The organism is Tissierellales bacterium (assembly GCA_025210965.1).
In the GTDB taxonomy this organism is placed as follows: Bacteria; Bacillota; Clostridia; order Tissierellales; family JAOAQY01; genus JAOAQY01.
On sequence record JAOAQY010000215.1, the window covers coordinates 16,504 to 30,942 of the forward strand.

Sequence of the window (14,439 nt, forward strand, 5' to 3'; positions counted from 1 at the left end):
AGATAATGAATGTAAATGTTGGCGATATGAGCTCTCGTTCTCTTGGCTCTGGAGCTAAAGACAAAGAAGGCAATTACATTAATAAAACACTTAGAGATGTTCAAATCAGCAGTACAGACAGTGCTAACGAAGCATTCCGTCTTATAGATCAAGCTATTAAACAAGTTTCAGAACAGCGTTCTAGCCTTGGTGCTTATCAAAATAGATTAGAACATACCGTTACTAGCCTTGGCGCTACTCGTGAAAACTTAACTGCTGCTGAATCTCGAATCAGAGATACTGATATGGCTCTTGAGATGTCTGGATTTACAAAAGACAATATAATAAATCAAGCTGCCACAGCTATGTTATCTCAAGCAAATCAATTGCCACAAGGGATTATGAGATTACTTCAGCAATAAACCAAAATAAAAATATACTACAATAAATGTCACCCCATGGCTTTGCAATTACCATGGGGTGTTCTTAGTCTAAGCAAAGGTGGATTATTATATGAAAATTGATAAGATAAAACCATCATCTGGTGTGTCTAGTAATCAAAAAGCTGGTGAAATAAAATCAGGCGATAGCGTCGTATTTCAAGAAATGATGAATCAAAAAAGAGAAGATCGCCAAAATGAAAGATTCAATGAATTATTAGATCACATAGATAAACAAGGAAAAAAGCTTGCCGAAAAACAAACAATAGCAAATCTAATTGATTACAAAAAAATGGTCAAAGAGTTTGTATCTGAAGCTGTCGATCACGGACTTAAACTTGAAAAACAAGGTGGTTTTAGACGTGGAGGTCGCTCAAAAATATTTAAAATAGTAAAAAAAATCGACGAAAAACTTCTTGATTTAACTGATGAAATTTTAGACAACGAAAAAAAAGGCCTAGATGTCCTCTCTTGCGTAGGAGAAATCCAAGGCCTTCTAATCAATATATATACCTAATGTATCTTAGGCATTTTGTTTAAGATATTCATTTATGAAAGGATCTAAGTCTCCGTCTAATACCTGCTGTACATTTCCAATTTCAAAATTGGTTCTGTGATCTTTTACCATGGTATAGGGATGGAATACATAGGTCCTAATTTGTGACCCCCAAGTAATTTGACCATAATCTCCCTTCAAATCCTCTATCTTTTCTTTGTGTTCCATTTCCTTTATAGCTATTAATTTTGCCATAAGCATCTTCATAGCCACTTCCTTGTTCGAATGCTGAGATCTTTGATCTTGACATTGAACAACTATCCCAGTTGGAATATGAGTAATTCTAATAGCAGAATCTGTAGTATTTACGTGCTGACCACCGGCTCCACTCGACCTATACGTATCTATTCTAAGATCTACAGGATTGATATTTATTTCTATCTCTCCATCTAATTCAGGCACTACTTCAACCGATGCAAACGATGTATGTCTCTTTCCTGACGAATCAAATGGCGATAATCTTATGAGTCTATGAACTCCCTTTTCAGGTTTCAAATATCCATATGCATTTGGCCCACTAACACTTAGTGTAACCCACTTTATACCGCCTTCAGTATCGTTTAGAAAGTCCAAAGTCTTCACTTTAAACCCTTTGCTCTCTGACCATCTTTTATACATTCTAAGTAGCATTTCAGCCCATTCTTGAGCATCTTTGCCTCCCACTCCAGGATGTATTGTGAGTATAGCATTATTCCTATCAAATTCTCCTGATAACAGTATTTCAAGCTTAACTCGTTGGAGTTCTTTTTCTAAGGCTTTAAACTCCTTTATACTCTCTACTTTCATATCGTCGTCTTCCTCAGCAAATTCTAAAGATACCAAAAGATTTTCATATGACTCTTTGAGATTCTGAGCCATCGCCCTTTTCTCTTTAAGAATATTGCTTTCAGCAATAATTTTCTGAGCCTTGTCATTGTCTGACCAAAAATCTTCTTTTACCATTTTTTCTTCAAATTCTACTATCAATTGTTCAAGATGAGGTAAGTCAAAGACTCACCTCTATATCATTGATACTCGCCTCCATATCTGGAAGCAAAGACTTAATCTCATCTAATTGCATAAAAGCGCCCCTTTCTATGCTTCTTTTCCACAGCACTTCTTGTATTTCTTACCAGAACCACAAGGACAGAGATCATTTCGTCCAATCTTGTCACCAGTTCTTCTTATTGTTTTCTTAGCAGATGATTCCCCACCATGACTAGCACCAGATTCTTTGGCTACTTTTTCTCTTTGTATATTTTGCTCTGTCTCTATTTCTATGTGGAATAAATACTTAACCGTATCCACTTGAATAGTATGGATAAGTTCTTCAAACATATCATAACCCTCTTTTTGATATGCTCTTACTGGATCTTCATTACCCATAGCTCTAAGTCCAATACCTTGTTTTAACTGATCCATAGCATCTATATGATCAATCCACTTAGTATCAACTATTTTTAACATTATAATTCTCTCGATTTCTCTAAATCTATCATCGCCAACCAATCTCTCTCGTGTTTCATAGAGCATCTGACCGACATTTTTAAGTGTCTCTGAAAGTTCTTCTTTAGTAAGCTCATCTATATCAGCTTTTCTAAATGCAGGCTTTAAAGGTGGTGGCAATAAAATATTGTCATGCTCAAATATCAATCCCATAGGAATAAATACATCATGCAAATACTTTTCAAGTCCATCTAAATCCCATTCTTCAGGGAATGCTCCGCCTGCTGTGTATCTTTCAACAGCTTCGTCTACTATATTACCTAACATAGATATTATATGGCCTCTAAGGTTTTCGCCTTCAAGAACTTTAGCACGTTCTGCATATATTACCTCTCTTTGTTTATTCATAACATCATCGTATTGTAATACATGTTTACGAATTCCAAAGTTACGGCCCTCTACTTTTCTTTGAGCACCTTCTATAGATTTTGAAAGTATTCCGTGTTCTAATGGCTCATCTTCTGGAAGGCCAAGCGAATCAACCATAGAACGAACTCTATCTCCGCCAAATAATCTCATCAAGTCATCTTCAAGTGAAATATAGAATCTAGAAGCACCAGGGTCTCCTTGACGACCGGCACGACCTCTAAGCTGATTATCTATACGTCTTGATTCATGTCTTTCTGTACCTATTATGCGAAGTCCTCCAGCTGCTAAAACTGCCTCAACTTCGTCTTTAATCTCTGCTTGTATTTCAGTTAAATACTTGTTGTATCTCTCTCTTACATCTATAACTTCAGGATCATCTGTTGGTCCATGTCCATCACAAAGAGCTATCAAATGATCCGATGCTCCCTGGCTTTTAAGTTTTTTCTTTGCCATAAAGTCAGCATTTCCGCCAAGCTTGATGTCTGTACCACGACCAGCCATATTAGTTGCTATAGTGACAGCTCCAAGTCTACCTGCTTGTGCTACTATTTCTGCTTCTCTATCATGCTGCTTTGCGTTTAACACTTGATGTTTAACTCCTGCCTTTTTAAGTTCTCTACTGAGCATTTCTGATGTTTCTATAGATATAGTACCGACCAATACAGGCTGCTTTTTTTCATAACTTTCTTTTACTTCGTTTATAACCGCTCTGAATTTACCTACTTCATTTTTATAAATAATATCCGGAGCATCTATTCTAGCTATAGGTCTATTTGTAGGAACAGCAATACTATCCATAGTATAAATCTCTCTAAATTCATCTTCCTCTGTCATAGCTGTACCAGTCATCCCTGCAAGCTTTTCATACATTCTAAAATAATTTTGGAACGTTATAGTTGCAAGAGTTTTTGACTCTCTTCTAACTTCAATTCCCTCTTTTGCCTCGATAGCTTGGTGCAATCCATCGCTATATCTACGACCAAACATAAGTCTCCCTGTAAACTCATCAACTATTACTATTTCACCATCTTTTATAACATAATCTATATCTAGTTTCATAAGATTATTAGCTTTAAGTGCTTGATTTATATGATGTGACAATTGCATATTATCCGCATCAGCCAAATTTTCTACACTAAACCAATTTTCCGCCTTTTCAACACCCTTGTCGCTAAGTGTAGCTGATTTGGCCTTTTCATCTACAGTAAAATCCATACTCTCTTCTTTAAATTCTCTTTGGAATCTGTCTACTTGTTGCTCTTCTTCTGACACGATTCTACCCTTGAGTGTTTTTACAAATTGGTCAGCTCTAATATAAAGATCAGTTGATTTCTCTCCTTGACCTGATATTATAAGCGGAGTTCTCGCCTCATCAATCAATATACTATCAACCTCATCAACTATGGCATAATTTAATTCTCTCTGAACCTTTTCCTCTTTAAATATAACCATGTTGTCTCTTAGGTAGTCAAAACCAAATTCATTATTTGTTCCATATGTTATATCAGCTAAATAAGCCGCTCTTCTCTCTTCTTTTGGCTGGTCATGCTCTATATGACCAACTGTAAGACCTAAGAATCTATATATTTTACCCATCCATTCCATATCACGTTTTGCAAGGTAGTCATTTACTGTAACTACATGCACACCTTTTCCGCTAACAGCATTTAAATACACTGGCAATGTCTCTGATAATGTCTTACCTTCACCAGTTTTCATCTCTGCTATATTTCCTTGGTGTAATATAATTCCACCTATCAGCTGCACTCTATAGTGTCTGATTCCAAGTACACGATCAGCAGCTTCTCTAACAACCGCATATGCCTCTGGAAGTATATCGTCAAGGCTCTCACCTTTAGAATAACGATCCTTAAATTCCTGAGTTTTTTCACGAAGCGCATCGTCAGCTAAGTTTCTCATATCTTCTTCATAAGATTCAATTTGCTGAACTATAGGCTCGATTCTTTTTATTTCTCTATGGCTGTATGTACCAAAGATTTTTTCAAATAATTTTTTCAACTACATTTCCTCCTTCATCAACATCTATGCTATATAATTAAAGTCATTGCCGATTCTAAATCGTCCATTTAAATTAAGTCTCTATCGGCTTTTTACCTTATCCTACTAATTTTATCATTAATAAAGCCTAGCTACAAGTTATTAGATAGAACTTAATCAGAAATTAATAAATAATAATTTGCTCACTTGCTAATAAATGTTTTTTACCACAATGACAAAAATATTTACACCCATAAAAACGTCTAGATTCCAAATATCATAGCAATTCAAATGATATTCAGAACCTAGACTCTAAAATATAATAAATTTACTTTTTAATCATTTACTTATTTAATCTTAAATTGTCTTATAGCATTGTTGAGTTCTTCTGCAAGTTCTGATAACGATCTACTAGCAGATGATATTTCATCCATAGATGCTGTTTGTTCTTCAACAGCAGCTGCTGACTGCTCTGTACTAGCTGCATTTTCTTCTGCAATAGCTGAAAGATTTTGAATAGTATCTAATATCTCTGTTTTTTGCTGCTCCATAGATTTCTCAGACAAATTCAAATTCTTAATTGCTCTCTCTGATACCTGAATAGCATCAAATATTTCTCTATATTTACCCTCTGTTTCACCTACGCTGTCTACCTGTTCCTCTATAATTGTAGTAACTCTCTCTATTGTCGTAACTGCCATCTTAGAACTATCTATGAGTTCTTGAACTATATCATCTATTCGTTTAGTCGAATCTGTTGATTGCTCTGCTAACTTTCTAATTTCCTCAGCAACAACGGCAAATCCTTTTCCAGCTTCACCCGCTCTAGCAGCTTCAATTGCCGCATTAAGTGCCAATAAATTAGTCTGTTCTGCTATAGATGCAATCACATTACTTGCCTCGCCAATCTTTCCTGTATTCTCATCTGTTTTTTGAATTACTTCAAATATTTCTTTAGTTGCTATATTAGTCTCTTCTGCTTTTTTACTCAAATCATCCACTATCTCTAAACCAACTCCAACTAAATCAACCACATTAGTTGATGCTTCATTAAGTTCTTGCATGTAGCCTTTATTTTCTTCAATCAAATCTCCAAGTTCAGCAGTTTTCATTGCGCCTTCTGTTGTGTTCTCGGCTTGATCCGTAGCACCTTTTGCAATTTCTTGAATAGTACTTGCAACTTCTCCTGATGCAGTAGCAACCTGGTCGGATGTAGCGTTTAACTCAGTTGCCGACGAAGCAACTTGCTCTGCTGTAACTCCAATCTCTCCAACTAGTTTTCTGAAATTATTTGTAAGATATTGGAAAGATTCAGCCAATGCTCCTATTTCGTCATTCCTTCTAACATATTGCTCTGGAATATCTTCTCTAAAGTCGCCCTCTGCCAAAAGCTGAGCATAATCAGCTGTTTTGATTATTGGTTTTATAGTTTTTCTAATACTTACAAATACAATTACAACCAGAATCAAGGCTCCTGCTATATATATTCCAACTAACAATGCAGTAAATTTAGAAAGTGGAGCAAAAACTTCTGATTTATCAACTAATTGTATAACGCCCCAACCATTTATCTCTATGGGTTCATAGGCAACTAGATAATCTACTCCATTGTATTCTAATTCTTTAATATCTGACTTTCCTGCGAGCACTTCACTTTGAACGGATGAAAAACCAGATATATCTGATAAACTCTTTTCTTCCTCTATCAACGCTTTATCTTGTGCATATACGAATTGTCCTGTGTTTGTTATCAAAAAATTAGTTCCTTTTTCACCAATCTTGTAATCTTGCATAATCTCAGGAATTCTCTCTAGTGAAATATCTGCTGAGTAAAATCCTAAAACTGAGCTACCATCTCTTACTGCCTGAAGCCCCGATATAACTGTTGCACCAGATCCTACATCTTGATAAGGTGCAGTGAATACTACATCATTCGAATTCATTGCCAATCCATACCAAGGTCTAGAACTAGCTTGATAGCCTGGTGCAGAAACAAACTCTGTATTGTCTATAAAAAAGTTTGCTCTCTCATTCGCTATCCATATAAACAAAAGATTTTCATAAGAATTAGCCACATCTATTATTGTATCGCTAACCTTAGAATAAAGTTCATGTGTTGTTATCTTCTCATGAGTATCGACCTCAGCTAAATACTGCCTAATATTTTTATCAGTAACTCCTTGCTTGACTACTTGCTCTGTAATCTCGAATATACTAGATACACTTTTGTTAACTAAGTCTGATTTCGTTTCAATATTTCCAACGATATTTGAGCTCAATTCATTCTTCGTATTATTGTATACAACAAAACCAGATATAATAAATATTAACAAAATAGCAACTAGAACAACTGATACTAATTTTGTTGCTATGCTGCCTCTTTTTTTCATGCCTACTCCTCCTTTTCCCTTTGCACTTTGATTGAAACTTAATCTATTTATACCCACTTTTTGAATTTTGAGTTAATTTCAAAACAAAAAAATATGCTAAACATTCATATTTTCCACCGCTCGCGATGTTAAATATAAACATTTAGCACAATTGTTTTCATTTTTAATTATCGAAGTCTAACAAAGCGTTCCATCTGATCATTTAGCATTATAAATTGCACAAGTGCAAACAATCCCACCATAATAGCTATATCTCCAAAACTATATATATTTTCAAATGGAATTTCAATCTGAACTGTAATCATTTTTGAAAAAATAGGAATTTTAGTAGCCTCTGACAATGGAACATAGAGTAATTTTTCTCCTGAAGATACTAAATCAGCTAGCACACCCTGCCCAGACATTCTAAGCCCCTCAATACTTATAGGCACTCCTCTATTTACCAAAAATACAACAGCATTCGCCAAAGTTCCAAGCCCTATTACTATCATAGCACGATACTTTACATTAAATGCTATTCCGATAAGCAAAAATACATAAGACAATATATATAATTCATTTATGTATTGTAAAACCAAATCATTTCCCGTAGCACCTATAAATGTTATTCCTATATTTAGTCCAAGACCTAATAAAATAAATACACTATTCTTCAAACGCATAGTTCCGATATTTCCAAGTGTACCGCCTCTTAACCAACCACATAAAACAGCTAGTATTAAGCAAAAAATTAACATAGTTTTCTGCCTCCTCGATAATTATGATATCTAAATTTTCTTACATTTTAATTATAGCACAACTTACTGTCATTTAAACACTTTAATGTTAAAAAAAGAGCTAATCTTTCGATTAGCTCAATATCACTATTAGTAGTCTCTCTCTATTAACCCATAATTTCCGTCTTTTCTCTTATAGACTACGTTTACCGCATCTGTGTCTGCATTTGAAAATACGTAGAAATCATGTCTCAAAAGTTCCATCTGCAAAACCGCCTCTTCTGGCGACATTGGTTTCATTGGAAAGCTCTTCATCTTAACGATTCTAGGCTCCGTATCCTCCTCCTCTTTAAAACTTGGAACATTGTCAAAACGAATAGTCTCACCTGTATGCTTTCTCTTCTGCAATTTCGTTTTATGCTTGATGACCTGTCTCTCTAATACTTCAACCACATCGTCGATTGAATCGTAAAGACTCTCTGTCGTCTCCTCAGCTCTCAAAATCGTCCCCGCGAATGGAATTGTCACCTCAACTATATGTCTCTCTTTCTCAACATTCATCGTAACCTTCACTTCGACATCTTTGAAAAAATATTTTTCCAACTTGTCAAATTTTTTCTCCGTCATATTACGAATCCCTTGAGTGATGTCAATATTCTTTCCGCTGATTACTAGTTTCATAAAAACAACTCCTTTCAAAATAAGTTATGTCAACTAGATTAAATCTAGTACTCTAATGCTATTTTTATTATACCCACCCTTTTTGCTTTAACTCACAAATAATAAAAAAATTTTTACAATTTTTTACTTTTATATTTATACATAGTGTTATCTGTGTATAAGTCTCTATTTTTTTGTTAGAATATAAAATATTTTCAGTATTTAATCTTTACAATATGCTATTTTGTTATGAAATTTTTCCCAACCACTATATTTAGTATTCATTTTCTATCTCGAGCAAATTGTCACACTTTTCAAATTATCAACATTATCCACAGGCTTATTCACAGCCAAAAACCGAACATTCATTCGAGCATCTGTTGATAATGTTAATATCTTTGTGGATAACCTATTTTTAAGGCTTTCATCTCTTGATAATTTGTGTAAAACTTTTTCTCAATTTTTCCACTACAAATAATTATGCATCATCTGGCTCATGATTTAATTTTATGCTATACTATTATCATGGTCGACGGATTCTACAAAAGAAACTATATATAATTAGGAGGAACTATTGTGGAACCATTAAAATTTGAAAATATTTATGTTGAAAAAGTCTGGGGTGGAAGAACCCTAAATGGTTTTAAAAATGATTTACCAGATGGGCAAATCGGAGAAAGTTGGGAAATTAGCTGCCATGATCATGCTACTAGCATTGTTGCTAACGGCGTTTATAAAGGGCGTAGCTTAAGCGATGTCATATCTATAGAGAAAAAGAACCTTATAGGAACAGCTATAGACGGTGAGCGCTTCCCTCTCTTGATGAAATTTTTGGATGCAAAAAATGAACTTTCTATTCAAGTTCATCCAAATGATGATTATGCTCTAAAAAATGAAAATGATCTAGGCAAGACGGAAGCTTGGGTTGTTTTAGAAGCTGGTGAAAATGCAAATATGGTATTAGGAACAAAAAATGCAACGCCAGAGGAATTTAGACAAGCAGTCGAAAATAACAATTTAGAACCGCTTTTAAACAGAGTCTCGGTAGAAAAAGGCGATGTATATTTTATAAAAAGTGGGCTAATCCACACTATGGAGGATGTTTTAGTTGCTGAAATACAACAAAATAGCGACACAACATATAGAGTATATGATTTTGGTAGAGGAAGAGAACTTCATATAGACAAAGCTCTAGATGTAATGGATATGTCGCTAAAAGGTTCTAAAAGCAAAGGCTTGTCATTTGAAAATAATCATTTCAAGAAGACATATTATTGCTTTGATTCAAACTTTTCCCTTGAACGATATGACGTTTTTGATGAAATTTGCGAACAAAGTGATGAAGAAAGATTCTTCATATTTACCTGCATAGATGGCATAGGCACATTAAATTACAGTTCTGGCTCAATGAGTTTAGAAAAAGGTGAGAGTTTATTGATACCTGCTACGTTAGGAGAATATTCTTTTAAAGGAACTTTGTCATTATTGAAATCCTATGTTCCCGATACAGATAAACTTAGAAAAGAAATCTTGGATATGGTTGATAAAACTATATAAAAATCATCAAGTGAATCTGCTAGAATAATAACTTTCTTTATTCTTCTGGCAATTCTTAGATAAAAAATGAGACTTAATGTGTAATCAAAGTTCAATTACATATTAAGTCTCATTTTTTTAATCAAAAAACACATTACGCCTTCGTATCTATTTTTCCACCTAGATGTGACTGCACACTTCTTTGTATTGCTTTAGTTTGTGCATCAATCATCTGCTGATTCTGCGTAGCCATAACCTTGGATTGATCAAGGGCTTTTTTCATTACTGCAATACTTGCTGACGTTTTTAGAGTAGCTTGACTACTCGCCATTGAAAATTTAGCTATACTAAGCACATCCATAAAACCCCTCCCTCCTATAATTAGGATACCCAATTTTCACAAAAACTACCTTTTTACTAAATTTTTTTATTTTTGTACTGATCTTCTAAACTTTTGTATCTTTGCACACTGCGTTTTGCTGGTTTAGCATCTCGTAATTTAGTCTTGATAGCTTTATTTTTTTTCTGACACTTAGCATAATTCAATTCTTCATATTTTTGAATTTCTTCCGTCAAACAAATCAATTGCTTCACACTATGCTGTATAGATTTTATATCTTCTTTTGGATTATGTGCATTCATTTCCTCTATATTATAAAGTTTACCAAAATCATTATCGATATTCTCCGCTCTAAAAATCAATTCTTCTTTTCTACCAATTATATCTGATGTAATTTCTCCTAATTGAGTTAAATCCAATACTTCAACTAATATATCAATTTTTTCATCTAACAATTCTTGAATTTTCTTGATTTTTTGGCTTTCCATAGTTTCTCCTATTATTTTACAATTTCTTGAATCGGTGCAGTCATAGATTGTTCACTTCCAAGAATCTTTTTTCCAGTTTTTCTTTCAATTTTAGCTCTTCTCATAGCCTCTTTCCATGTATTTCTAAGATCTTCAACCATAGGATATACTTCATCTATTATACTTGCATCTTTAGTCATATTCGCTTCATAAAGCTTTTCTAAAATAAAAGTATAAAGTGGTCTCAATGCTTTAGATACTGGGTACTCCATCTTAAGCGTCAAATTAAGTTCATCAATAATATTTTCAGCTTTTATTATCGCGTTATGAGCCTTCTCAATATTATTTTCATCTATAAAAAGTTTAGCCTGTCTCATGAATTTCAAGCATCCGTCATAAAGCATTAGCGTAAGCTCCTCTGGAGATGCTGTCAAAACTGAATTTTGTTTATATCTTTGATATCCTTTATTAATAGCCATTTATAATCACCTTTCCCCTACTCCTACCTTCTGTGAAATTGTATAAGATAACACCTATCTTTTGCTATCGAAGCGGCTTCCACTAAAGCCATCATGCATTCCATAATAGCTATTTGTAGCTTTTCTTGATAGTTTAATCTTCTTTACCTCTTTTTTTGAATCATCAACTTTAGATGATACTTTCTTAATATTTTCTTGATCTTTTCTGTACAGTAGAACAAATATATCCTTTATCTGAGTCTTATAAGTCTCCATCATATATTCTTCTAATATTTCATCTTCTTCCATACCTGTTTCTGTAATTACACTATCAAGATATGCTTGATATTTTAATTTATACTGCTCATATTTTTCAATTTCAATATCCCTTGCTACGATGAGCCTTTCAAATCTCTCCATATCATCATGATCTAGTGCAAACGACGTATACGTCATTATGGTTCTCATTTCTTCTGCAATACTTAGCATGTATTTCAAATTACTTTCTAAATTATCTAAAAGTTCATTTAGCATATTACATGCCTCCTAATTGCTGTGCAAGCCATGTTGATTGCTGGTTCATCTTTTGCATAGCTACTTCTAATTTAGAAAATTGATTATAATATCTCTCTTCTTTATCAGCCATTCTCTTAATCATCTCTTTTATGCGTTTATCATACTCTTTTATTTCTTTATACAATACATTGTCATACTGTGTTCTGTCACCAATCATACCTGCTTTTTGTAATAATTTACCTTTAGTTCCTGTCCTTCCAGACATCTTATTTACTTGCTCTTCTAATTTATAAGCTATTCCCTTACTGCCTTCTTCATCCATAGTGAAGAGATCCACTATTTCGCTACCCTTTTCTTTAAGAGCCATTTTCAATTTAGTTGGATTAATTACGAGCTTACCCTTTTCTTTATAATCTGAGCTAGTAGTTATTCCTATATCGGGTAGACTTATTCCTCCCACTTTCGAATACAAATCAAGTCTAAGCCCATCGACAAAACTACTTAGCGTAGAATCATTTCTAAGAAGTCCACTCTTCGCCTTTTCTGTCCATAATTCTGCATCATCGTCTGACATAGATTGTTTTTGCTCCGATGTAAGCGGCTTATAATCTCTGTATCTTTCCTCATTTAATTTGTCATTTACCTGCTTTATGAGCTTATTATAATCTTCTACAAAAGCTTTTATATTATCATATGCAGTATCCACATCTGACTCAACTGTTACTTCTATCTTCTTTCCTGGTTCTGCACTTTTTAGTTCATAGCCTATTCCATCTATATTAAATGAATTACTCGATTTGTATATATCTATACCATTGTCTACACCATCGTCTGTGTTGTCTATATTTACTATGGCATCCTGACCTCTCATCTCAGTCTCATCAAGGCCTAGCATTTTCATAAAATTGCCTTTTTGATCTTCAATTTTAACTCTTGATGCAGTTCCCATAGATTTACTCTCTAATACAAATTGATCTCTATATTGATCATACTCCATTTTCACTCCAACATTTGATTGATTTATCTTTGCAGTTATATCATCTATACTATCTGCTGAAGTAAACTGAAATGTCTGTCCATTTATCTTGAATTCTATCTCGCCTTCATCGTTAAATGGTTTGTTTACATCTGAATTTGCAAACAAATTTGCATCATAAACCTCTTTGATGCTACTCTTTAAATCAATTCTATTACTTATAGAACTTCTTTCCATTCCAAGATTTTCTAATTCGTTATTTCCAACAACTTCTATACTATGCCCATCTGGTGAATTAAATGCAATAGTTCCGTCATTTCCTATTGTAACTGAAACACCCGATCCACTAAGTGCACTATTGATAGCTGTCTCCATCTCATTTTTTTCGTTAGAATTAAAGTTCTTGTCAAAATTAACCTCGTAATCTTTTCCATCTATTTTAAATTCTAATTTTTGATTTACATCATTATACCCAAAATTAGCTCTTCCCTTCACAGCCTGTATTTCCGTTCCAGATGCAATCCCTGCTTTTGCAAGTAAATCATCACTAGTGTCATTTACTAATTTAAATTTCTCGCCTACGCCCATAGCACTTATCTGCAATTTATTTCCAGACATAGAAGCCTTAACTCTATTTGAATAATGAGTTTTCAACTGCTCATTTATTTTATCTAACATCTCCTGTGCATCATTTGCACCACTTACAGTGATTGTTTTAAAACTTCCACTTCCCTCTTGAATTTTAAATACTCCATTAAAATCTGTAAGTTCTTTAGTTCCCTCTGTGAAGTTTTTCTCTCCATCGACCATTTCCATCTTTTCATTGTACGTAGATACTGGATTTCTAAGTTCCAATTGACTACTCTTTAATGGTCCGCCAAGTTCAAAGCTAAATCTATTGTTTTTGAATTCAACTTTGATTTTAGGATTCTTTACTTTTCCGCTGCCACTTGGGTTATCTGTTTCATAATCACCAAATGCTTCTTTTAAAAGATTTTGGAATTTATCTTCAATTTCTTTATTTGTCGCTGAAGATAAATCCTCATCTAATTTTATAGATTTGAAAATGCCATCTACTACAGCACCAAATTCGAATCCCTCTTTCAATTTACTTCTATCGACATCTTTAGTTGACTCCAATTTAGAATATGAGCTGCTAATAGTTCCACTACTTTCTTTTCTCGCATTAAACGCCTTTTGTTTAACTGTAATAAATCGCGTTCTCGCTGCAATATTCTGTGTATTTGTAACTTTTATTATATTTTTGTAGTCATCACTGATAGTTGCCTTTGTAGAAGAGAACATAGCAGGCGATTTAATATATGTGTCTTTGTTAAGTACATCAAAATACTTATCCTTGAATTCGACAATTGATTTATTTATGTCTCTATATTGATCCTGTGTCCACTCTCTAACCGTTCTCTCTGCTTCTAATTTGTCAAGTTTCATCTGCTCGGCTTTCATCATATTTTTTACAGCAGCATCTGTATCCATACCACTGGCCAAGCCACCTATTCTCATTCTATCACCCATTTTGCCACCTCACATTCAGC

13 protein-coding genes are annotated in these 14,439 nt (G+C 33.9%); 3 read left to right on the forward strand and 10 right to left on the reverse strand.

Annotated features, from left to right (window positions below; genetic code table 11):
- Nucleotides 1–26: 26 nt before the first annotated feature.
- Together N4A40_15645 and N4A40_15650 are read left to right on the forward strand one after the other, a co-directional pair.
- Nucleotides 27–401: a flagellin gene (locus tag N4A40_15645; GenBank protein MCT4663290.1), complete on the forward strand. Its 375-nt coding sequence runs from the start codon at nucleotides 27–29 to the stop codon at nucleotides 399–401.
- A gap of 91 nt (nucleotides 402–492) precedes the next feature.
- Nucleotides 493–936 (forward strand): YaaR family protein, encoded by a 444-nt coding sequence (locus N4A40_15650; protein ID MCT4663291.1) that lies wholly within the window; start codon nucleotides 493–495, stop codon nucleotides 934–936.
- A 6-nt stretch (nucleotides 937–942) separates the two neighbouring features.
- On the opposite strand, the gene prfB is transcribed toward N4A40_15650, so the two are convergent.
- The 5 genes from prfB to raiA form a co-directional block, all read right to left on the reverse strand.
- A protein-coding gene (prfB, locus tag N4A40_15655) for a peptide chain release factor 2 (protein ID MCT4663292.1) occupies nucleotides 943–1,999 on the reverse strand; the annotation gives its coding sequence in 2 pieces (ribosomal slippage) (nucleotides 943–1,962 and nucleotides 1,964–1,999; 1,056 coding nt in all).
- Nucleotides 2,000–2,049: 50 nt separating this feature from the next.
- Nucleotides 2,050–4,848: a preprotein translocase subunit SecA gene (secA, locus tag N4A40_15660; protein MCT4663293.1), complete on the reverse strand. Its 2,799-nt coding sequence runs from the start codon at nucleotides 4,846–4,848 to the stop codon at nucleotides 2,050–2,052.
- Between the two features lie 326 nt (nucleotides 4,849–5,174).
- Nucleotides 5,175–7,217 (reverse strand): methyl-accepting chemotaxis protein, encoded by a 2,043-nt coding sequence (locus N4A40_15665; protein ID MCT4663294.1) that lies wholly within the window; start codon nucleotides 7,215–7,217, stop codon nucleotides 5,175–5,177.
- A 167-nt stretch (nucleotides 7,218–7,384) separates the two neighbouring features.
- Entirely contained in the window at nucleotides 7,385–7,954 is a 570-nt protein-coding gene (locus tag N4A40_15670) for a DUF5317 domain-containing protein (GenBank protein ID MCT4663295.1), read from the reverse strand.
- Nucleotides 7,955–8,083: 129 nt separating this feature from the next.
- Nucleotides 8,084–8,614 (reverse strand): ribosome-associated translation inhibitor RaiA, encoded by a 531-nt coding sequence (raiA, locus tag N4A40_15675; GenBank protein MCT4663296.1) that lies wholly within the window; start codon nucleotides 8,612–8,614, stop codon nucleotides 8,084–8,086.
- Nucleotides 8,615–9,169: 555 nt separating this feature from the next.
- Between raiA and N4A40_15680 the strand changes: the two genes are divergently transcribed.
- Complete coding sequence (locus N4A40_15680) at nucleotides 9,170–10,150, forward strand: class I mannose-6-phosphate isomerase (protein MCT4663297.1); 981 nt, start codon at nucleotides 9,170–9,172, stop codon at nucleotides 10,148–10,150.
- Between the two features lie 133 nt (nucleotides 10,151–10,283).
- On the opposite strand, the gene N4A40_15685 is transcribed toward N4A40_15680, so the two are convergent.
- The 5 genes from N4A40_15685 to fliD are packed head-to-tail and all read right to left on the reverse strand — an operon-like array spanning nucleotide 10,284 to nucleotide 14,419.
- Nucleotides 10,284–10,490, reverse strand: coding sequence for a YjfB family protein (locus N4A40_15685; GenBank protein MCT4663298.1), 207 nt, complete (start codon nucleotides 10,488–10,490; stop codon nucleotides 10,284–10,286).
- Nucleotides 10,491–10,546: 56 nt separating this feature from the next.
- Nucleotides 10,547–10,957: a hypothetical protein gene (locus N4A40_15690; GenBank protein MCT4663299.1), complete on the reverse strand. Its 411-nt coding sequence runs from the start codon at nucleotides 10,955–10,957 to the stop codon at nucleotides 10,547–10,549.
- A gap of 11 nt (nucleotides 10,958–10,968) precedes the next feature.
- Entirely contained in the window at nucleotides 10,969–11,415 is a 447-nt protein-coding gene (fliS, locus tag N4A40_15695; protein MCT4663300.1) for a flagellar export chaperone FliS, read from the reverse strand.
- A gap of 54 nt (nucleotides 11,416–11,469) precedes the next feature.
- Entirely contained in the window at nucleotides 11,470–11,928 is a 459-nt protein-coding gene (locus tag N4A40_15700; protein MCT4663301.1) for a hypothetical protein, read from the reverse strand.
- 1 nt (nucleotide 11,929) lies between these two features.
- A complete protein-coding gene (fliD, locus tag N4A40_15705) occupies nucleotides 11,930–14,419 on the reverse strand; it encodes a flagellar filament capping protein FliD (GenBank protein MCT4663302.1) in 2,490 nt (829 codons plus the stop codon).
- Nucleotides 14,420–14,439: the final 20 nt, after the last annotated feature.